Source organism: Streptomyces sp. Je 1-79 (genome assembly GCF_025195125.1).
GTDB lineage: Bacteria > Actinomycetota > Actinomycetes > Streptomycetales > Streptomycetaceae > Streptomyces.
Genome location: NZ_JAMGSL010000007.1, coordinates 302,339 through 321,175 on the forward strand (window position 1 = coordinate 302,339; position 18,837 = coordinate 321,175).

16 protein-coding genes and 1 riboswitch are annotated in these 18,837 nt (G+C 74.3%); of the genes, 9 read left to right on the top strand and 7 right to left on the bottom strand.

The window, feature by feature from the left end; all coding sequences use genetic code 11:
• Positions 1-39 precede the first annotated feature (39 nt).
• Positions 40-402, bottom strand: a complete 363-nt coding sequence (locus M5362_RS16585) for a GntR family transcriptional regulator (protein WP_260228317.1) — start codon at positions 400-402, stop codon at positions 40-42.
• Positions 403-404: 2 nt separating this feature from the next.
• The gene (locus M5362_RS16590; RefSeq protein WP_260228318.1) at positions 405-1,346 is read right to left on the bottom strand and encodes a hypothetical protein; all 942 of its coding nucleotides are present in this window, start codon (positions 1,344-1,346) and stop codon (positions 405-407) included.
• A gap of 155 nt (positions 1,347-1,501) precedes the next feature.
• On the opposite strand from M5362_RS16590, the gene M5362_RS16595 reads away from it, so the two are divergent.
• The gene (locus tag M5362_RS16595) at positions 1,502-2,449 is read left to right on the top strand and encodes a nucleoside hydrolase (RefSeq protein ID WP_260228319.1); all 948 of its coding nucleotides are present in this window, start codon (positions 1,502-1,504) and stop codon (positions 2,447-2,449) included.
• A 168-nt stretch (positions 2,450-2,617) separates the two neighbouring features.
• On the opposite strand, the gene M5362_RS16600 is transcribed toward M5362_RS16595, so the two are convergent.
• A complete protein-coding gene (locus M5362_RS16600) occupies positions 2,618-3,481 on the bottom strand; it encodes an alpha/beta fold hydrolase (RefSeq protein WP_260228320.1) in 864 nt (287 codons plus the stop codon).
• 175 nt (positions 3,482-3,656) lie between these two features.
• Between M5362_RS16600 and abc-f the strand changes: the two genes are divergently transcribed.
• A complete protein-coding gene (gene abc-f / locus M5362_RS16605; RefSeq protein WP_374214479.1) occupies positions 3,657-5,264 on the top strand; it encodes a ribosomal protection-like ABC-F family protein in 1,608 nt (535 codons plus the stop codon).
• Here the strand turns inward: abc-f and cobN are convergent.
• Positions 5,261-8,869 (bottom strand): cobaltochelatase subunit CobN, encoded by a 3,609-nt coding sequence (gene cobN, locus M5362_RS16610; protein ID WP_260228322.1) that lies wholly within the window; start codon positions 8,867-8,869, stop codon positions 5,261-5,263. The genes abc-f and cobN overlap by 4 nt on opposite strands.
• Before the next feature lie 76 nt (positions 8,870-8,945).
• Positions 8,946-9,079, bottom strand: a riboswitch (cobalamin riboswitch).
• 47 nt (positions 9,080-9,126) lie between these two features.
• On the opposite strand from cobN, the gene M5362_RS16615 reads away from it, so the two are divergent.
• From M5362_RS16615 to M5362_RS16625, 3 genes are read left to right on the top strand one after another with little or no spacing between them, the layout of a single operon-like run.
• The gene (locus tag M5362_RS16615; RefSeq protein ID WP_260228487.1) at positions 9,127-10,509 is read left to right on the top strand and encodes a cobalamin biosynthesis protein CobG; all 1,383 of its coding nucleotides are present in this window, start codon (positions 9,127-9,129) and stop codon (positions 10,507-10,509) included.
• The gene (locus tag M5362_RS16620; RefSeq protein WP_260228323.1) at positions 10,506-11,165 is read left to right on the top strand and encodes a precorrin-8X methylmutase; all 660 of its coding nucleotides are present in this window, start codon (positions 10,506-10,508) and stop codon (positions 11,163-11,165) included. The genes M5362_RS16615 and M5362_RS16620 overlap by 4 nt, the downstream gene beginning before the upstream one ends.
• On the top strand, positions 11,162-12,670 hold the full coding sequence (locus tag M5362_RS16625; RefSeq protein ID WP_260228324.1) for a precorrin-2 C(20)-methyltransferase: 1,509 nt from the start codon (positions 11,162-11,164) through the stop codon (positions 12,668-12,670). Before M5362_RS16620 ends, M5362_RS16625 begins: the two co-directional genes overlap by 4 nt.
• Positions 12,671-12,697: 27 nt before the next feature.
• Here M5362_RS16625 and M5362_RS16630 read toward each other — a convergent pair whose 3' ends face one another.
• Positions 12,698-13,450 carry a cobalt-precorrin-6A reductase gene (locus M5362_RS16630; protein ID WP_260228325.1) on the bottom strand — a complete coding sequence of 251 codons (753 nt, stop codon included), beginning with the start codon at positions 13,448-13,450 and terminating at the stop codon, positions 12,698-12,700.
• A 12-nt stretch (positions 13,451-13,462) separates the two neighbouring features.
• On the opposite strand from M5362_RS16630, the gene M5362_RS16635 reads away from it, so the two are divergent.
• Together M5362_RS16635 and M5362_RS33315 are read left to right on the top strand one after the other, a co-directional pair.
• Positions 13,463-14,581 (top strand): cobalt-precorrin-5B (C(1))-methyltransferase, encoded by a 1,119-nt coding sequence (locus tag M5362_RS16635; protein ID WP_260228326.1) that lies wholly within the window; start codon positions 13,463-13,465, stop codon positions 14,579-14,581.
• Between the two features lie 80 nt (positions 14,582-14,661).
• Positions 14,662-14,736 carry a 50S ribosomal protein bL37 gene (locus M5362_RS33315; protein WP_099895366.1) on the top strand — a complete coding sequence of 25 codons (75 nt, stop codon included), beginning with the start codon at positions 14,662-14,664 and terminating at the stop codon, positions 14,734-14,736.
• Positions 14,737-14,887: 151 nt separating this feature from the next.
• Here M5362_RS33315 and cobM read toward each other — a convergent pair whose 3' ends face one another.
• Positions 14,888-15,637 carry a precorrin-4 C(11)-methyltransferase gene (gene cobM, locus M5362_RS16640; protein ID WP_260228327.1) on the bottom strand — a complete coding sequence of 250 codons (750 nt, stop codon included), beginning with the start codon at positions 15,635-15,637 and terminating at the stop codon, positions 14,888-14,890.
• Positions 15,634-16,869 (bottom strand): precorrin-6y C5,15-methyltransferase (decarboxylating) subunit CbiE, encoded by a 1,236-nt coding sequence (gene cbiE / locus M5362_RS16645; protein WP_260228328.1) that lies wholly within the window; start codon positions 16,867-16,869, stop codon positions 15,634-15,636. Before cbiE ends, cobM begins: the two co-directional genes overlap by 4 nt.
• Before the next feature lie 185 nt (positions 16,870-17,054).
• Between cbiE and M5362_RS16650 the strand changes: the two genes are divergently transcribed.
• Together M5362_RS16650 and M5362_RS16655 are read left to right on the top strand one after the other, a co-directional pair.
• Positions 17,055-18,149 carry an LLM class flavin-dependent oxidoreductase gene (locus M5362_RS16650; RefSeq protein WP_260228329.1) on the top strand — a complete coding sequence of 365 codons (1,095 nt, stop codon included), beginning with the start codon at positions 17,055-17,057 and terminating at the stop codon, positions 18,147-18,149.
• A 6-nt stretch (positions 18,150-18,155) separates the two neighbouring features.
• A complete protein-coding gene (locus M5362_RS16655) occupies positions 18,156-18,782 on the top strand; it encodes an FMN reductase (protein ID WP_260228330.1) in 627 nt (208 codons plus the stop codon).
• Positions 18,783-18,837 lie beyond the last annotated feature (55 nt).

Genomic DNA, 18,837 nt, shown 5'->3' on the forward strand with positions numbered 1-18,837 from the left:
GCCCGGCGCCCGGGCGGTGGCCGGCGTCCGCGACGGCGTTCAGGGTGTCGACAGGGCGCCCCTGACGAGGGTCAGCAGTTCGTCGTCGGTCAGGCCCAGGGTCCGGGCCTCCGTCACGACGGACCTGACCCGTTCCGCGAGGTGGGCGCGGGCGCCCACCGGGGCGCCCGGCACGATGACCGCGCCCCGGCCCCGGCGGAGCTCGATCAGGCCCTCCTCGCGCAGGCGCTGGTAGCCGCGCAGGACCGTGTGGACATTGACGCCCAGCGAGTCGGCGAGCTCCCGGGCCGCCGGAAGGCGTTCGCCGGGGGCCGCCGAACCGTCGGCGAGGGCGCCGCGCACGCACGCGGCGATCTGGTCGCCGAGGGGCACGGCGGAGGCGGGATCGACCCGGAACAACATGGTCAGACGCTCTCACGCCGAGCCACAAGCGCGTTCAACAGGGCCGCCGCCGTCCCCGCGTCGGGGACGCTGACCGCGAACTCCCGGCCGCCCTCCCGCCGTACCACCAGCGCCTCGCCCGAGCGCAGGACGAGACCGGAGCGGTGGGCGCGGACGCGGTAGCCCCAGCCGCCGAACTCCCCCAGGGCGTCGATCTCCCGGGCGCTCGCGCTCTCGACCCGGTCGAGCGGTATCCGCATCCGAGGCCGGGGCAGGAGCGCCGGGCGCAGGGTCAGCCCGCGCCGGTCGACCGTGACGCGGGCCTGGGCCAGACCCAGGACGAGAAGTCCGCTCGCCCCCAGGACGAGGGCGACCGGCCAGGGCGCGGCGAGGAGGAGCAGGAGCCCCGCCACCACAAGGACCGCGCCCATGGCGGTCATCGGACGCGAGCCCGTGCCCCGCGACCAGCCCGCGGCCTCGCCCGGGCCGAGCGGGAGCATCGGCGACGACGGTTCGAGGACGCCGGGGACGGCCGGGGCGTCCTGCGGTACGAGCCTGGCCAGGGCCCACCCGGCCAGGGCGAGGGCCCCGCCCGCACCGGCCGCGACGGCGAGGTTGGTGAGCGGCGAGACCACCCGCGCCGCGTCGGACGCGTCGAGGTTGTCCCGTACGAGCAGGATCAGCAGCGTGCCCGTGGCGCCGGCGGTCAGCCACGCGCCCCAGAGCGCGCCGCGCCGTACGAGCAGGGTCCAGCCCGTGCCGAGGCCGAGCAGCAGACCGGAGCCGACCACGGCGAAAGCGGCCAGGCCGGTCCAGCCGTCGGCGCGGCCGTCCGTCGAGAAGTGGGTGGCGAGCGGGTCGGGCAGCCGGTCGCCCCACAGCCCGAACAGGGTCAGGTGGAGAGCGAGCGCGAGCAGGAAGGGGAGCGCGGCGAAGAGACGAAGGCGGGGCGGAACGCGGTGCATGGGACCTCCCGTACGGTGAACTTGTTAGTACTCTACTAGAACAATGCGCTTATCGCCCAAGGGGTGCCCGGTTGCCGCCAGTTGTCGGCGCGGAACGTCGGCAAAGGGCCCCGCGGGTCCGTGACGGCGGGGCGGGGGTGTGGGACGGTGGAGGTATGGCCGTACCCGTGATCCTCGACTGCGATCCCGGTCACGACGACGCGTTCAACATCCTGCTGGCCGCCGCCCACCCGGCCGTCGACCTGCTCGCCGTCACCACCGTGGCGGGCAATCAGACGGTGGAGAAGACCACCCTCAACGCCCGCCGGGTGTGCTCCGTCGCCGGGATCCGCGGGGTGCCGATCGCGGCCGGCCGGGACCGTCCGCTGCACGGGGCGCCGCTCGTCGCCGAGAACATCCACGGCGACTCGGGGCTCGACGGCCCCGGCTTCGGCGACGCCGAACCGGACGTCCCGCAGGACCCGCGCGACGCCCGCACGCTGATCCGGGACGTCCTGCTCGCGCATCCCGCGCCCGTGACGCTCGTCCCGACCGGGCCGCTGACCAACATCGCCACGTTTCTGCTCGCCCATCCGGAGCTGACCCCGCGCATCGAGCGGATCGTGCTGATGGGCGGTTCGGCCGACCGCGGGAACACCACCCCGGCGGCGGAGTTCAACATCTTCTGCGACCCGGAGGCGGCGGACATCGTCTTCTCCAGCGGGGTGCCGATCACGATGTTCGGGCTCAACGCCACCCACCAGGCACAGGCGACCGCGGACGTCGTCTCCCGGATCGCGGCCCTGGGCACCCCGCTCGCCAGGCTCTGCGTCGAGCTGCTGACCTTCTTCGCCGCGACCTACCGCGAGGTGTACGGCTTCGACGCGCCGCCGCTGCACGACCCGCTCACCGTGGCGCACCTGATCGACCCGTCGCTGATCAGCCTGGTGCGGGCGGCGGTGTCGATCGAGCTGACCGGCACGCACACCCGGGGCGCGACGGTGGTGGACCTGCACGGAGTGACGGGCCGTCCGGCCAACGCGGAGGTGGGGGTGGAGGTCGACGTCCCGGGCTTCTGGGACCTGATCGTGGAGGCGGTACGGGTGTTGGGCGAGCGCACGTAGAACGCGGACGCCCAGGGCTGCCGGGCGGGACGACCGGCCCGGCAACCCCGGAGGCGCCTCGGTCCGGCAACCCCGGAGGCGCCTCGGTGGTGCACCTCAGCGGTGCTGCCTCAGAGGCGCCTCAGTGGTGCACCTCAGCGGTGCCGCCTCAAGCGACGCGCGTCCGCCTCAGTCGTCCAGTACGCCGTGCAGGGCCTTCGCGAACTCGGCCGGGGCCCCCTGCTGGCCGAACTCGCCGCCCAGGAAGCCGCCGTGGTGGCTCGGGAACAGCGCGGGCTCGCCGCCCAGACCGGCGGCGACCTCCACACCGGCACGGGCGGCGAACTCGCCCTGGGACTCCTCGCCCACCGCCACGACGATGCGCGTCGACGCGGCACGGAGCGCGGCGAAGTCGGGCCGGTAGCCGGTGCACCCGAGGATGTTCTGCCCGAGCAGCGGGTCGTCGCGCGAGCCGTCGTCCTCGGCGGGCAGGCCGAAGTCGGCGGGCGAGGGGGCGGGCTCGTCGGCCCAGTTCGCCGGGAAGGGGCCCTTCCGGCTGGTCACGCCGAGGAACTTCGCCATCGCGGGGCCCATCCCCTCCCGCAGGTACGTGGCGTGGATGTCGGCGCAGACCTCCAGCGCCGCCTCCCGGTCCGGAAGAACCTGCGCCGTCGGCGGCTCGTGCGCGACGAGCGTCCGGACCAGGTCCCCGTGCCGCTCCACGAGGGCGAGGGCGTTGACCGCGCCGCCGCTGCTCGCGAAGACGTCCACCGGGCCGGTGCCGAGCGCCTCGATGATCCGCCGCAGGTCGTCGGCGTGCTCCTCGGGGGTCGTCCGGGCGGCGCCGTCGGTACGGAGGCTGCGGCCCACTCCCCGCGGGTCGTAGGTGATGACGGTCCGGTCGGTGAAGTGCGACGCCAGCGTTCCGAAACCGCTCGCGTCCATGGGGGAACCGATCAGGAACAGGGGCCGGCCGGCGGAGTCTCCGGCACGGATGTCGTAGCGGAGGGTGGCGCCGGGCGCGTCCAGGGTGCGGGTGTCGGTCTCGGTCATGGTTCTCTCCTCGGTCCTCGCACGGTCACAGGGGTAGACACCCGGGGTCCGCGGAACTCATCGCTCTGGCGCGCGGCACCCCCGAAAAGATTGACGAGACGAACCGTCTTGCGAAACCGGAGAGGACTCTCTACTCTCGAACGAGCAAGACAAGACGATACGTCTCGTCTCTTCTATGGCAGTCGACGGCAGGAGATCGCCCTTGTTCCGTGTCCAACTCACCGACGTCACCAAGCGCTACGACGACCGGCTCGTCCTCGACCGGGTCTCCCTCACCGTCCGTACCGGCGAGCGCCTCGGCGTCGTCGGCGACAACGGCTCCGGGAAGTCCACGCTCCTCCGGCTCCTCGCCGGCCTGGAACGGCCCGACAACGGCACCGTCGCCGTCGACTCCCCCGGCGGTCTCGGCCACCTCGCCCAGACCCTGGACCTCCCGGACACGGCCACCGTCGGCGACGCCGTCGACCTGGCGCTCGCCGACGTACGGAAGCTGGAGCGGGCGATCCGGGCCGCCGAGGCGGAACTCCCGCGCACCGGGGACCTCGACGGCTACGCCGCCCTCCTCGCCGCGTACGAGGCGCGGGGCGGACGGGACGCCGACCGGCGGGTCGAGATCACCCTCAGGCAGCTCGGCGAGACCGCCCCGCCCGACCGGGACCGCCCGCTCGCCACGCTCTCCGGCGGGCAGCGCTCCCGCCTCGCGCTCGCCGCGACCCTCGCCGCCGACCCCGAGCTGCTGCTGCTCGACGAGCCGACCAACGACCTCGACGACGAGGCCGTGGCCTGGCTGGAGGAGCGGCTGCGCACCCACCGGGGGACGGTCGTCGCCGTCACCCACGACCGGGCCTTCCTCGACGAGGTCACCACCGCCGTCCTGGAGGTCGACCACGAGCTGCGGACGGTACGCCGGTACGGCAACGGCTACGCCGGCTATCTGACCGGCCGCGCCGCCGAACGGGCCCGGTGGGAGCGGGAGTACGAGGAGTGGCGGGCGGAGTCCGCCCGCTACTCGGCCCTCGCCGACACGAACATCGACCGCTTCTCCGCCATCCCGCGCAAGGCCCCGGCGTCCTTCAGCGGGGCGGGCGCGTTCCGGGCCCGGTCACGGGCGCACGGCACCATGAGCAGGATCCGGGCCGCCCGGGAGAGGCTCCAGCGGCTCACCGAGAACCCGGTGGCGGCGCCCCCGGAGCCACTGCGGTTCACGGCGGACATCGAGGGCCGTGCGGGCGCGGTCGCGCTGACGGACGTACGGGTGGAGGGCAGGCTGCGCCTGGACTCCCTGCACCTGGCTCCCGGCGAGCGCCTCCTGGTCACCGGCCCCAACGGGGCGGGGAAGACCACGCTGCTCAAGGTCCTCGCGGGCGAACTCACCCCGGACGTAGGGACGGTGACGGCCCCGCCCCGGGTCGGGATGCTCCGCCAGGACACCGCGCCGCCGGACGACGCCCGTACGGTCGCCGCCGCGTTCGGCGAGGGACGGGAGGAGGAGCTGCTGCGGCTCGGGCTCTTCGCGGCAGCCGATCTCGCCACGCCCGTACGGGAGTTGTCGACGGGCGGGCGACGCAAGCTGGAGCTGGCCCGCCTGGTCACCCGCCCGGCGGACCTGCTCCTCCTCGACGAACCGACCAACCACCTGGCCCCCGGCCTCGTCGAAGAGCTGGAGGCCGCGCTCGCGCGGTACACGGGCACGCTGGTGATCGTCACCCACGACCGACGGATCCGCCGTGGCTTCCGGGGCAGGCGTCTCGACCTGGCCCCGGCGCACGCGACCCCGGTCTAGCCTTCGGCGCCGTCCTCCAGGTCGCCCTCCGTGTCCAGGAACACCTGGCGCAGGGCGGCCAGGGTCTCCGGATCCGGCTTCTCCCACATGCCGCGCGACTCGGCCTCCAGGAGGCGCTCCGCGATGCCGTGCAGGGCCCAGGGGTTGGCCTCCTTCAGGAAGGCCTGGTTCTCCGGGTCGAGGACGTACGTCTCCGTCAGCTTGTCGTACATCCAGTCGGCGACCACGCCGGTCGTCGCGTCGTAGCCGAAGAGGTAGTCGACCGTCGCCGCGAGCTCGAACGCGCCCTTGTAGCCGTGGCGGCGCATCGCCTCGATCCACTTCGGGTTGACCACCCGGGCGCGGAAGACCCGCGAGGTCTCCTCGACCAGGGTCCGGGTGCGGACCGTCTCCGGGCGGGTGGAGTCGCCGATGTACGCCTCGGGCGCCGTGCCCGTGAGCGCGCGGACGGTCGCCACCATGCCGCCGTGGTACTGGAAGTAGTCGTCCGAGTCGGCGATGTCGTGCTCGCGCGTGTCCGTGTTCTTCGCGGCCACCGCGATCCGCTTGTACGCCGTCTCCATCTCGGCGCGCGCCGGGCGCCCTTCGAGGCCGCGGCCGTAGGCGTAGCCGCCCCAGACCGTGTACACCTCGGCGAGGTCCGCGTCCGTCCGCCAGTCGCGCGAGTCGATCAGCTGGAGGATGCCCGCGCCGTACGTGCCCGGCCGGGAGCCGAAGATCCGGGTGGTCGCGCGCCGTTCGTCGCCGTGCTCGGCCAGATCGGCCTGCGCGTGCGCCCGTACGTAATTGTCCTCGGCCGGCTCGTCGAGCGAGGCGGCGAGCCGTACGGCGTCGTCGAGGAGCCCGATGACGTGCGGGAACGCGTCCCGGAAGAAGCCCGAGATGCGCAGCGTCACGTCGATGCGCGGCCGCCCCAGCTCGGCGAGCGGGACCGCCTCCAGACCGTTCACCCGGCGCGAGGCGTCGTCCCACGTGGGACGGATGCCGAGCAGCGCAAGGGCTTCGGCCACGTCGTCGCCCGCCGTACGCATCGCGCTCGTGCCCCACAGGGAGAGCCCGACGGAGGTCGGCCACTCCCCGTTGTCGGCGCGGTAGCGCTCCAGGAGCGAGTCGGCGAGGGCCTGGCCGGTCTCCCACGCGAGGCGGGAGGGGACGGCCTTGGGGTCGACGGAGTAGAAGTTCCGGCCGGTCGGCAGCACGTTGACCAGACCGCGCAGCGGCGAGCCGGAGGGGCCGGCAGGGACGAACCCGCCGTTCAACGCGTGGACGGCGTGGGCGAGTTCGTCGGTGGTCCCCGCGAGCCGGGGCACGACCTGCTCGCAGGCGAAGCGCAGTACGGCGGCGACGTCGGGACCGTACGCGGCGGCGACCGCCGGGACCGCGTCCAGGGACCAGTCCGCCGCCTCCATCGCCTCGACCAGCTCGCGCGCCGTCGCCTCCGCCTCGTCGGCGGTGGTGCGGGTCGCGGCCGACTCGTCCAGGCCCAGAGCCTCGCGCAGACCCGGCAGGGCCTGCGTACCGCCCCAGATCTGCCGGGCGCGCAGGATCGAGAGCACGAGGTTGACCCGCGCCTCACCGGCCGGCGCCCCGCCGAGCACATGCAGACCGTCCCTGATCTGCGCGTCCTTGACCTCGCAGAGCCAGCCGTCGACGTGCAGCAGGAAGTCGTCGAAGCCGTCGTCCTCCGGGCGGTCCTCCAGGCCCAGGTCGTGGTCGAGCTTCGCCGCCTGGATCAGCGTCCAGATCTGCGCGCGGATCGCGGGCAGCTTCGACGGGTCCATGGACGAGATCTGGGCGTACTCGTCGAGCAGCTGCTCAAGGCGCGCGATGTCGCCGTAGGAGTCGGCGCGCGCCATCGGCGGCACCAGGTGGTCGACGAGGGTCGCGTGCACGCGGCGCTTGGCCTGCGTGCCCTCGCCCGGGTCGTTGACGAGGAACGGGTAGACCAGCGGGATGTCGCCGAGCGCCGCGTCCGGGCCGCAGGCGGCGGACAGGCCCGCGTTCTTGCCGGGCAGCCACTCCAGGTTGCCGTGCTTGCCCAGGTGGACCATGGCGTCCGCCCCGAAGCCGCCGTCCTCGGCGCGCGCGGCGATCCAGCGGTAGGCCGCCAGGTAGTGGTGGGAGGGCGGCAGATCGGGATCGTGGTAGATCGCGATCGGGTTCTCGCCGAAGCCGCGCGGCGGCTGGATGAGGATCAGCAGGTTCCCGCGCCGCAGGGCGGCGAGGACGATGTCGCCCTCGGGGTTACGGGACCGGTCGAGGAACATCTCGCCCGGCGCCGGACCCCAGTGCTCCTCGACGGCCTCGCGAAGCTCGGCCGGGAGGGTCGCGTACCAGCGCTTGTAGTCGGCGGCCGGGATGCGGACGGGGTTGCGGGCGAGCTGCTCCTCGGTGAGCCAGTCCTGGTCGTGGCCGCCGGCCTCGATCAGGGCGTAGATCAGCTCGTCGCCGTCGCCGGAGACGAGCCCGGGGATCTCCTCGACCGGGCCGAAGTCGTACCCCTCCTCCCGCAGCCGGCGCAGGAGCGCGACGGCGGACGCGGGGGTGTCGAGACCGACCGCGTTGCCGATCCGGGAGTGCTTGGTCGGGTACGCGGAGAGGACCAGGGCGAGCTTCTTCTCGGCGTTCGGGATGTGCCGCAGACGGGCGTGGCGGACGGCGATCCCGGCGACGCGCGCGGCGCGCTCGGTGTCGGCGACGTACGCGGGCAGGCCGTCCTCGTCGATCTCCTTGAAGGAGAACGGGACGGTGATGAGCCGGCCGTCGAACTCGGGGACGGCGACCTGGCTGGCGGCGTCCAGCGGGGAGAGGCCCTCGTCGTTCTCCTCCCAGGCCGCACGTGAGCCGGTGAGGCAGAGCGCCTGGAGGATCGGTACGTCGAGGGCGGCGAGCGCGCCCGCGTCCCAGGCCTCTTCGTCGCCGCCGGCCTGCGCCTCGGCGGGCTTGGTGCCGCCGGCCGCGAGGACGGTGGTGACGATCGCGTCGGCCCCGCGCAGGGTGTCGAGCAGCTCGGGCTCGGGGGCGCGCAGGGAGGCGACGTAGAGCGGCAGGGCGCGGGCGCCCTGGTCCTCGATCGCCTCGCAGAGCGAGCCGACGAAGGCGGTGTTCCCGCTCATGTGGTGGGCGCGGTAGTAGAGCACCGCGACGGTCGGGCCGTCGGTCGAGCGGGGGGCGCGCTCCAGCGGGCCCCAGGTGGGCGCGGCGGCCGGGGCGTCGAAGCCGTGGCCGGTGAGCAGCACGGTGTCGGAGAGGAAGCGGGCCAGCTGCTCCAGGTTGGCGGGGCCGCCGTGCGCGAGGTAGGCGTGGGCCTCGGTGGCGACGCCGACGGGGACCGTGGAGGCCTCCATGAGCTGGGCGTCCGGCGCCTGCTCCCCGGAGAGGACGACCAGCGGCTTCCCGGCGGCGCGCAGCGCGTCGAGGCCGTCCTCCCAGGCCCTCAGCCCGCCGAGGAGGCGTACGAGAACGAGGTCGGCGCCGTCGAGGAGCCCCGGCAGGTCGTCCAGGGCGAGGCGGGAGGGGTTGGCGAACCGGTACTCGACCGGACCGCCGGCCGCGCGGGCGCTGAGCAGGTCGGTGTCGGAGTGCGACAGCAACAGAATTCGCATGCGTGCGCAGGCCTTCCTCGGGGTTGTCCGCGCCCCGGGTGGTCGTGTGGGTTGGGGCCTCCCCTGCTCGAGCGAAGCCGAGAGCTTGGGGAAGGGAGTTCCTGACTCACCCGTCCCCTTGCGGGGCCGGGCTCACAGTGGCGGGACCGCGCCGGATTCTCACCGGGCTTCCTCCCCGGGGTCCTGGGACCCCATGCCGATCTGCATAGTAGATCGTGGCCGCGGCGGCCCGGCGGGTCACCCGGATTCACGTGGGTATGCTCGCCGCCATGCCGACCGACCCGCCCACCACGCCCAACCAGGGCGAACCCGTCATACGGGACCGTGGCGACGCCTGCCCCGGGGCGCTTCGACTGCACTCCGCCGACGACGGCCGGCTGGCCCGACTGCGGTTGCCCGCAGGGTTGTTGACGGCACGCCAGGTCGAGGTCCTGGCCGCTGCCGCGGAGGAACTGGGCGACGGACGGGTCAGCGTCACCTCGCGGGGGAACGTGGAGCTGCGCGGGCTCGGCGAGAGCTGCGGTGCGGAGCTGGCCGGGCGGCTCGCGGAGGCCGGGCTGCTGCCCTCCGCGACCCATGAACGCGTCCGGAACGTCGTGGCCTCGCCGACGGCCGGACTGGACGGACTCGGCTGTGCTGACGTGCAGTTGTGGGCCCGCGAGCTGGACGCGCTGCTGTGCGCGGAGAGCGCCGCGGCGGCCCTCTCCGGCCGTTTCCTCTTCGTCCTGGACGACGGGCGCGAGGATGTGGCGGGGCTCGGCGGAGATGTGACCTTGCTCGCAGGAGAGCGGTCGGTACGGCTCCGGATGGGCGCCCAGGTCTTCCTGGTCGCCGCCCCCGACGCCCCCCGTGCCGCGCTCGCCGCCGCGGGCGCCTTCCTCGAAGCCGCCCGCGCCGCGGGGAACGGTGCCTGGCGGGTACGGGAGCTCCCCGAGGGAGTGGAGCCCGACGTGTCCGCCGCCCTGACCCGCGCGGGCATCCCGGCCCACCCGGCCGCCACCCGAGCGACACCGACCGCGCCCTCAGGAACGGCGACCCCGGCCACCGCCTCAGGAACGGCGCCGCACACGGCCTCCGGCGGCCCCGCACCGCACCCCGCCTCCCCCGAAACGGCGCCGCGCGCCGCCTCCGGTGGGCCGCTGCCCGGAGTCGTCGGGCGTGGCGGGCGGTGGGGGGTCAGCGTCGGCGTGCGGCTCGGGCGGCTGACCGCCGCGCAGCTGCGCGCGCTCGCCCCCGGCGCCGGCGGAGAGCTGCGGCTCACCCCCTGGCGCGGCGCGGTGCTGACCGGGTTCGACAGCCGCCCCGCCGCCCAGGAGCGGCTCGACGCGCTCGCGGCCGCCGGTCTCGTCACCCGCCCCGACGACCCCTGGGCCGGCGTCGGCGCCTGCACCGGGCGCCCCGGCTGCGCCAAGTCCCTCGCGGACGTACGCGCGGACGCCACGCCCCGCACCGCGGGCCTCCCCGTCCACTTCTCCGGATGCGACCGCCGGTGCGGCCACCCCCAGGGCGCCCCCGGCACCTGGGTCGACGTCGTCGCCACCGCCGACGGCGGCTACCTCGTGGACGGCCGCCCCACCCCCCGTACCGACCTCACCGCCGCCGTCGCGGAAGCCCGCGGCCCGTCGACACACACGAGATGAGCGAGAGCAACAGGATGTTCGACTACGAGAAGGACGGCGCGGAGATCTACCGCCAGTCCTTTGCCACGATCCGCGCCGAAGCGGATCTGGCGGGCCTGCCCGCCGACGTCGCCCAGGTCGCGGTCCGCATGATCCACGCCTGCGGCATGACCGACCTCGTACGCGACATCGCCTACTCCCCGCAGGTCGTCTCCCGCGCCCGCGCCGCCCTGCGCGCCGGCGCGCCCGTCTTCTGCGACGCGCAGATGGTCGCGAGCGGGGTCACCCGCAAGCGGCTGCCCGCCGACAACGACGTGCTCTGCACACTCTCCGACCCCTCCGTGCCCGCGCTCGCCGCCGAGCTCGGCACCACCCGCAGCGCCGCCGCCCTCGAACTCTGGCGCGACCGCCTCGAAGGCTCCGTCGTCGCCATCGGCAACGCGCCCACCGCCCTCTTCCGCCTCCTGGAGATGATCGAGAAGGGCGCGGGCCGTCCGGCGGCCGTCCTCGGCATCCCGGTCGGCTTCATCGGCGCCGCCGAGTCCAAGGACGCGCTGGCGGACCGCGGCCGGGAGCTCGGCCTCGACTACCTCGTCGTCCGAGGCCGGCGCGGCGGCAGCGCGATGACCGCCGCCGCGATCAACGCCATGGCGACCGAAGCGGAGATCCAGGCATGAGCGCGAAGACCCCCGGCAGGCTGTACGGAGTCGGCCTCGGGCCCGGCGATCCGGACCTGATGACGGTGGCGGCCGTGAAGGCCATCGCCTCCGCCGACGTGATCGCCTACCACTCGGCGCGCCACGGCCGCTCCATCGCCCGCTCGATCGCGGCCGAGCACATCCGCGAGGACCACGTCGAGGAGCGGCTGATGTACCCGCTCACGGTGGAGACCACGGACCACCCCGGCGGCTACCGGGGCGCGCTCGACGACTTCTACGAGGAGGCAGCCGCCCGCCTCGCCGCCCATCTGGACGCCGGCCGGACGGTCGCCGTGCTCGCCGAGGGCGACCCGCTCTTCTACGGCTCGTACCAGCACATGCACAAGCGGCTCGCGGACCGCTACGACACCACCGTCATCCCCGGTGTCACCTCGGTCAGCGCCGCCGCCGCCCGGCTCGGGGAGCCGCTCTGCGAGGCGGAGGAGGTCCTGACGATCATCCCCGGCACGCTGCCGGAGGACGAGCTGACGGCGCGGCTCGCGGGCACGGACTCGGCGGTCGTGATGAAGCTCGGCCGGACGTTCCCGACCGTGCGGCGTGCCCTGGAGCGGGCCGGGCGGCTGGACGACGCCCGGTACGTGGAGCGGGCGTTCATGGCCGGGGAGCGGACGGCAGTCCTCTCCGAGGTGGACCCGGAGACGGTGCCGTACTTCTCGGTGGCCGTGCTGCCCTCCCGTATCGACGCGGCGGCGCCCGAGTCCCGGGAGACCGGCGGCGAGGTCGTCGTGGTCGGCACCGGACCGGCCGGCGCGCCCTGGCTGACGCCGGAGTCGCGCGGCGCGCTGGTCAACGCCGACGACCTGGTCGGCTACACCACGTACCTCGACCGGGTCCCGGCGCTGCGCCCCGGCCAGCTCCGGCACGGCTCGGACAACAAGGTCGAGTCCGAGCGCGCCGAGTTCGCGCTCGACCTGGCCCGGCGCGGGCGCCGGGTCGCGGTCGTCTCGGGCGGCGACCCGGGTGTCTTCGCCATGGCCACGGCGGTGCTGGAGGTGGCGTCGGAGGAGCGGTACGCGGACGTTCCCGTACGGGTGCTCCCGGGGGTGACGGCCGCGAACGCGGCGGCGGCCGCGGCCGGGGCCCCGCTGGGCCACGACTACGCGACCATCTCCCTCTCCGACCGCCTCAAGCCCTGGGAGGTCATCGCGGAGCGGCTGCGCGCGGCGGCCGGGGCGGACCTGGTGCTCGCGCTCTACAACCCGGGCTCGAAGTCCCGTACGCACCAGGTGGCGGCCGCCCGCGACCTGCTGCTCGAACTCCGCTCGCCGGAGACTCCGGTGGTCGTGGCACGGGACGTCGGCGGCCCGGAGCAGTCGGTACGGGTGGTGACCCTGAAGACCCTGGAGCCGTCCGAGGTCGACATGCGCACCCTGCTCCTGATCGGCTCGTCCCAGACGCGCGCGGTCGAACGCGGCGACGGCCGCACGATCACCTGGACGCCACGCCGCTACCCGGAGGCGTGACCCGGGAGGCTCCCGACGAGGGCCGGCTCAGGCCCCCGCCCGCCCGCTCACCCAGGCCGCCGCCTCGTCGACCGTCGCCGCCACCGGGACCCCCTCCGGGACCGGCGGGCGGCGGACGACGACGACGGGGATGCCCGCCTCGCGGGCCGCGGCGAGCTTGGGCGCCGTCGCAGCCCCGCCGCTGTCCTTCGTGACGAGGACGTCGATGCCGTGGCGGGCGATCAGCTCCCGCTCACCGTCGAGGGTGAACGGCCCCCGGTCCAGGAGGACTTCGGTGCGGGCGGGCATCGGGGGCTCGGGGGCGTCCACCGACCGTACGAGGAACCACTGCGGGCAGTCCGCGAAGGCCGCGAGCCCCATCCGCCCGGTCGTCAGGAACACCCTCCCCCCGGAGGGGTGCCCCTGCCCGAGGCCGTCCAGGATCCGCGCCGCCTCCGCCAGGGAGGCGACCTGGTGCCAGTCGTCCCCGGCCGCCGGGACCCAGCCGGGGCGGCGCAGCGCGAGCAGGGGAACATGGGCGGTGGCGGCCGCCCGGGCCGCGTTGAAGCTGATGGTCTCCGCGAAGGGATGGGTGGCGTCGATGACCGCGTCCACGGCGTGCGCGCGCACCCACTCCACGAGCCCGTCGACACCGCCGAAGCCGCCGATCCGGACCTCCCCCGCGGGCAGCCGGGGGGCGGCGACCCGCCCGGCGAGCGAGCTGGTGACCCGTACGGAGTCGTGCAGCCGCCCGGCGAGGGCGCGGGCCTCGGTGGTCCCGCCGAGAATGAGTACGTGCACGGGAGCCCTTTCATGAGCGCAGGCGGCGGGCGCGACGCCCAACTCAAGCACACCGGTCTGCGCCCCGGCTGGACGACCGGGGCGTGCGCGACGGCGGCCACGACGGCCGCGTACACGGCGCTGCTGTCGGGCGACTTCCCCGACCCGGTGACGATCACGCTGCCGAAGGGCCAGCGCCCGGCGTTCGCGCTCGCGGCCGAGGAGCTGACGGCGGACCGCGCCATGGCGGCGGTGGTGAAGGACGCGGGCGACGACCCGGACGTCACGCACGGGGCGCTGATCCGGTCGACGGTACGGATCCTCCCGGCCGGCTCCGGCGTCGTCTTCCGGGCCGGCCCGGGCGTCGGTACGGTCACCCTGCCCGGCCTGCCCCTGGAGGTCGGCGAACCGGCGATCAACCCGGTCCCGCGGCAGATGATGCGCGACCACGTGGCCGAGGTCGCGGCGGCGCACGGCGCGGGCGGCGACGTGGAGATCACGGTCTCCGTCGACCACGGCGAGGAGATCGCCCGCTCCACCTGGAACCCGCGGATCGGGATCCTCGGCGGGCTGTCGATCCTGGGGACGACCGGCGTCGTCGTCCCGTACTCCTGCTCGGCCTGGATCGACTCCATCCGCCGGGGCGTGGACGTGGCCCGCGCGGCGGGGCTGACGCATGTGGCGGGCTGCACCGGCTCCACCTCGGAGAAGACGGTGACGACGCTCTACGACCTGCCGGAGATCGCCCTGCTCGACATGGGCGACTTCGCGGGCGCGGTCCTCAAGTACATCCGCCGTCACCCGGTCGACCGGCTCACGGTCTGCGGCGGCTTCGCCAAGCTCTCCAAGCTGGCCGCGGGCCATCTGGACCTGCACTCGGCCCGCTCCCAGGTCGACAAGGCCTTCCTCGCGGACCTGGCCCGCTCGGGCGGCGCGTCCGATGCCCTGGCCGGGGAGATCGCGGAGGCGAACACGGGCCTGGCGGCTCTCCGTCTCTGCGAGGCCGCGGGCGTTCCTCTCGGGGACCTGGTGGCCGCCCGCGCCCGCGACGAGGCCCTCGCGGTCCTGCGCGGCGCGCCGGTCGCGGTCGATGTCGTCTGCATCGACCGCGCGGGCACGGTGGTGGGGCGCTCGTCGCCTGCGGGTCCGTAGCAATACCGGCATAGCGGATGCGGCGTGCACCGCCCGAACCTAGGCTGGCCACGGCAGAACCCCTATCGAGAGGGAGTCCCATGGCGAAGCGCGGCAACAAGAAGCGTGCCCGCAAGAAGAAGAAGGCGAACCACGGCAAGCGTCCCAACGCCTGACCGTGGTGGTGCCGGTGGCCGGGCCCTGTCCAGGGGCCCGGCCACCGCCGTGCGGAGCCCGGTCAGGCGGGGCTGTACGACGTCACGCGGGCCGTCCGGATCGCGCGGCGCCGTGCGACGTCACGCGGGGTCGTCCGGGCCGGGGCGGCGGTCAGCAGACGTGCCGGTCCCGCGTCGGGTCGTAGAGGTGGCTGTCGCGGAACTGCGAGGCCGCCAGCGTCCGGCCGACCAGGATCACCGCCGTCTTCGTGATCCCCGCCTCCTTCATCTGTGCCGCGATGTCCTCCAGCGTGCCCCGCAGCACGATCTCGTCGGGGCGGCTGGCCATCGCCACGACCGCGGCCGGGCAGTCGGCGCCGTAGTGCGGCAGCAGCTCGGCGACGACGCGGTCGGCGTACCGGGCCGCCAGGTGGAGCACCAGGAGAGCGCCGCTGCGGCCGAGGGTCGCCAGGTCCTCGCCCTCCGGCATCGGGGTGGCCTGCTGGGCGATCCGGGTGAGGATCACCGTCTGACCCACCGTCGGGACGGTGAGCTCCCGCTTGAGCGCGGCGGCCGCCGCGGCGAACGCCGGGACGCCGGGCACGACCTCGTACGGGATGTCCAGCGCGTCGAGCCGGCGCATCTGCTCCGCGACCGCGCTGAAGACGGACGGGTCGCCGGAGTGGAGCCGCGCCACGTCCTGCCCGGCCTCGTGGGCGCGGACGATCTCGGCGACGATCCTGTCCAGGTCCAGGTCCGCGGTGTCCACCAGGCGCGCGTCCGGCGGGCACTCGGCGAGCAGCTCGCGCGGGACCAGGGAGCCCGCGTACAGACAGACGCCGCAGGCGGCCAGGGTGCGGGCACCCCGCAGGGTGATCAGGTCGGCCGCGCCCGGGCCCGCGCCGATGAAGTAGACGGTCATGCTCGAACTCCTGGTTTCGTTACGGACCACTGCGTGACCGGCATCGCCTGGCGCCAGCCGGTGAAGCCGCCCACCGGGACGGCCTGGGCGACGGCGAGCCGGACCAGCTCCCCGCCGTGCTCCCGGTACCGCTCCGCGAGCAGCGCCTCGGACTCCATGGTCACCGTGTTGGCGACCAGCCGCCCGCCCGCCGGCAGCGCGTCCCAGCAGGCGTCGAGCAGGCCGGGCGCCGTCAGACCGCCGCCGATGAACACCGCGTCGGGGGTGGGAAGGCCGGCGAGACCGCCGGGAGCGGCCGCGGTGACGACCCGGAGCGCCGGGACGCCGAGACCGGAGGCGTTGCGCGCGATCCGGGCCGCCCGCTCGGGGTCCTTCTCGACGGCGACCGCCCGGCAGGCCCGGTCCGTACGCATCCACTCGATGCCGATGGAGCCGGAGCCGCCGCCGATGTCCCACAGCAGCTCTCCGGGCGCGGGGGCGAGCGCGGCGAGCGTCGCCGCCCGCACGTACCGCTTGGTGAGCTGGCCGTCGTGCTCGTACGCCTCGTCCGGCAGACCGGGTACGGCGCCGAGCCGCGGGGCGCCGGGGGAGCGCACGAGGTCGAGGGCGATCACGTTCAGGGGGTCGGTCCGCTCGTGCGGCCAGGTGGCGGCCGTGCCGTCCACGATCCGCTCGCGGTCCGAGCCGAGCTGCTCCAGGACCCGCATCCGGGTCTCCGGGAAGCCCTTCTCCCGCAGCAGGGCCGCGACCGCGCCGGGTGTCTCGGCGCCCTCGCTCAGGACGAGGAGCCGGCGGCCGTCGTGCAGGGAGGCGGAGAGCGCGGCGAGGGGCCTGCCCACCAGCGAGAGGGTCTCCACGGCCTCCAGGGCCCAGCCGAGGCGGGCGCAGGCGTAGGAGACGGAGGAGGGGTGCGGGAGGACCCGGAGGGCGGCGCGGCGCTCGGCGTCCACCGTCTCGGCGAGCGTGCGGCCGATCCCGTAGAACATCGGGTCGCCGCTGGCGAGCACCGCGATCCGCCGGCCCTCGTGCGCGGCGAGCAGGCCGGGGACGGCGGGCCGCAGGGGCGAGGGCCAGGCGATCCGCTCACCGGGGCACTCGGCGGCGGGCAGCAGACCGAGCTGTCGGGGGCCGCCGATCAGGACCTCGGCGGCGGACAGGACGCGGCGGGAGCGCGCGGGAAGGCCGTCCCAGCCGTCCGCGCCGATCCCGACGACCGATATCGCACCGTTCACGTCGGCGAACTCTACGGGAGCCGTCCCCGGCCGCTCCTTCTGGCCGGGAGACGGACCAGGAGAGGGGGCGGTAGACGGGGCGGAAGAGGGACGGGAGAACGGGCGGGAATGGGACGCGGGGGTGCGTGGTTGAGCGGGATAGTTTACGATTCAACCAACAGCCCCCGAGGCGAGAGGTGAGCACGATGCAGTTCGGGATCTTCACCGTCGGTGACGTGACGACCGACCCCACGACCGGCCGCACCCCCAGCGAGCACGAGCGGATCAAGAACACGGTCGCCATCGCGCTCAAGGCGGAGGAGGTCGGGCTCGACGTCTTCGCGACCGGTGAGCACCACAACCCGCCGTTCGTGCCGTCCTCCCCGACGACCCTCCTCGGGCACATCGCCGCCCGGACCGAGAAGCTGGTCCTCTCCACCTCGACCACGCTGATCACCACCAACGACCCGGTGAAGATCGCCGAGGACTACGCCACCCTCCAGCACCTCGCCGACGGGCGCGTGGACCTGATGATGGGCCGCGGCAACACCGGACCGGTCTACCCGTGGTTCGGCCAGGACATCCGCCAGGGCATCCCGCTCGCCATCGAGAACTACGCGCTCCTCCACAGGCTGTGGAGGGAGGACGTCGTCGACTGGGAGGGGAAGTTCCGCAGCGCGCTCCAGGGCTTCACCTCCACGCCCCGCCCGCTGGACGGCGTCCCGCCGTTCGTCTGGCACGGCTCCATCCGCTCCCCCGAGATCGCCGAGCAGGCCGCGTACTACGGCGACGGGTTCTTCGCCAACCACATCTTCTGGCCCAAGGAGCACACCGAGAAGATGGTCCGCCTCTACCGCCAGCGGTACGCGCACCACGGCCACGGCACGGCCGAGCAGGCCATCGTCGGCCTCGGCGGCCAGATCTTCATGCGGAAGAACTCCCAGGACGCCGTACGGGAGTTCCGCCCGTACTTCGACAACGCGCCCGTCTACGGCCACGGCCCCTCCCTGGAGGAGTTCAGCCGCGAGACCCCGCTGACCGTCGGCTCCCCGCAGGAGGTCATCGAACGCACCCTGTCCTTCCGGGAGTACGTCGGCGACTACCAGCGGCAGCTGTTCCTCGTGGACCACGCCGGCCTGCCCCTGAAGACGGTCCTGGAGCAGCTCGACATCCTCGGCGAGGAGGTCGTCCCGGTGCTGCGCAAGGAGTTCGCCAACCTGCGGCCCGCCGGCGTCCCGGAGACCGCCCCGCTCCACCCCGCCGTCACCCGCACCACCGACACCCGGAACCAGGAGGCGTAAGTCGTCATGGAGACCCTGAAGCTGGTCGCCGTGTCCGCCGGACTCAGCGCCCCCTCCTCCACCCGGCTGCTGGCCGACCGCCTCGCCAAGGCGGCCCAGGAGCGGCTCACCGAGCAGGAGTACATCGTCGAGGTCCGCGTGGTCGAGCTGCGGGACGTCGCCGTCGACATCGCGAAGAACTTCGTGTCGGGCTTCCCGTCGGCGCGGCTCCAGGAGTCGATCGACGCGGTGACCGGCGCCGACGGGGTGATCGCCGTGACCCCGGTCTTCACCGCCTCGTACAGCGGTCTGTTCAAGTCCTTCTTCGACCTGCTCGACCCGGCCGCGCTGACCGGCAAGCCGGTGCTGATCGGCGCGACCGGCGGTACGGCCCGCCACTCCCTCGTCCTCGACCACGCGCTGCGCCCGCTCTTCGCCTACCTGCGGGCGCTGACCGTCCCGACGGCCGTCTACGCCGCCTCGGAGGACTGGGGTTCGGGCGGCGACGCGTACACGGACGGCCTGCCGTCCCGGATCGCGCGGGCCGGACACGAACTGGCCGACCTGGCCGCGGCGAGGGGCCCGGCGGGCGCGGCGGACGACGACGAGGTCGTGCCCTTCGAGCGGCAGCTCGCCGACCTGCGCCTGGACTGAGCCTCTCTGCCATGTCTGGATTGATCCTCTTTGTTACGTTGGGGGCAGATGTGCC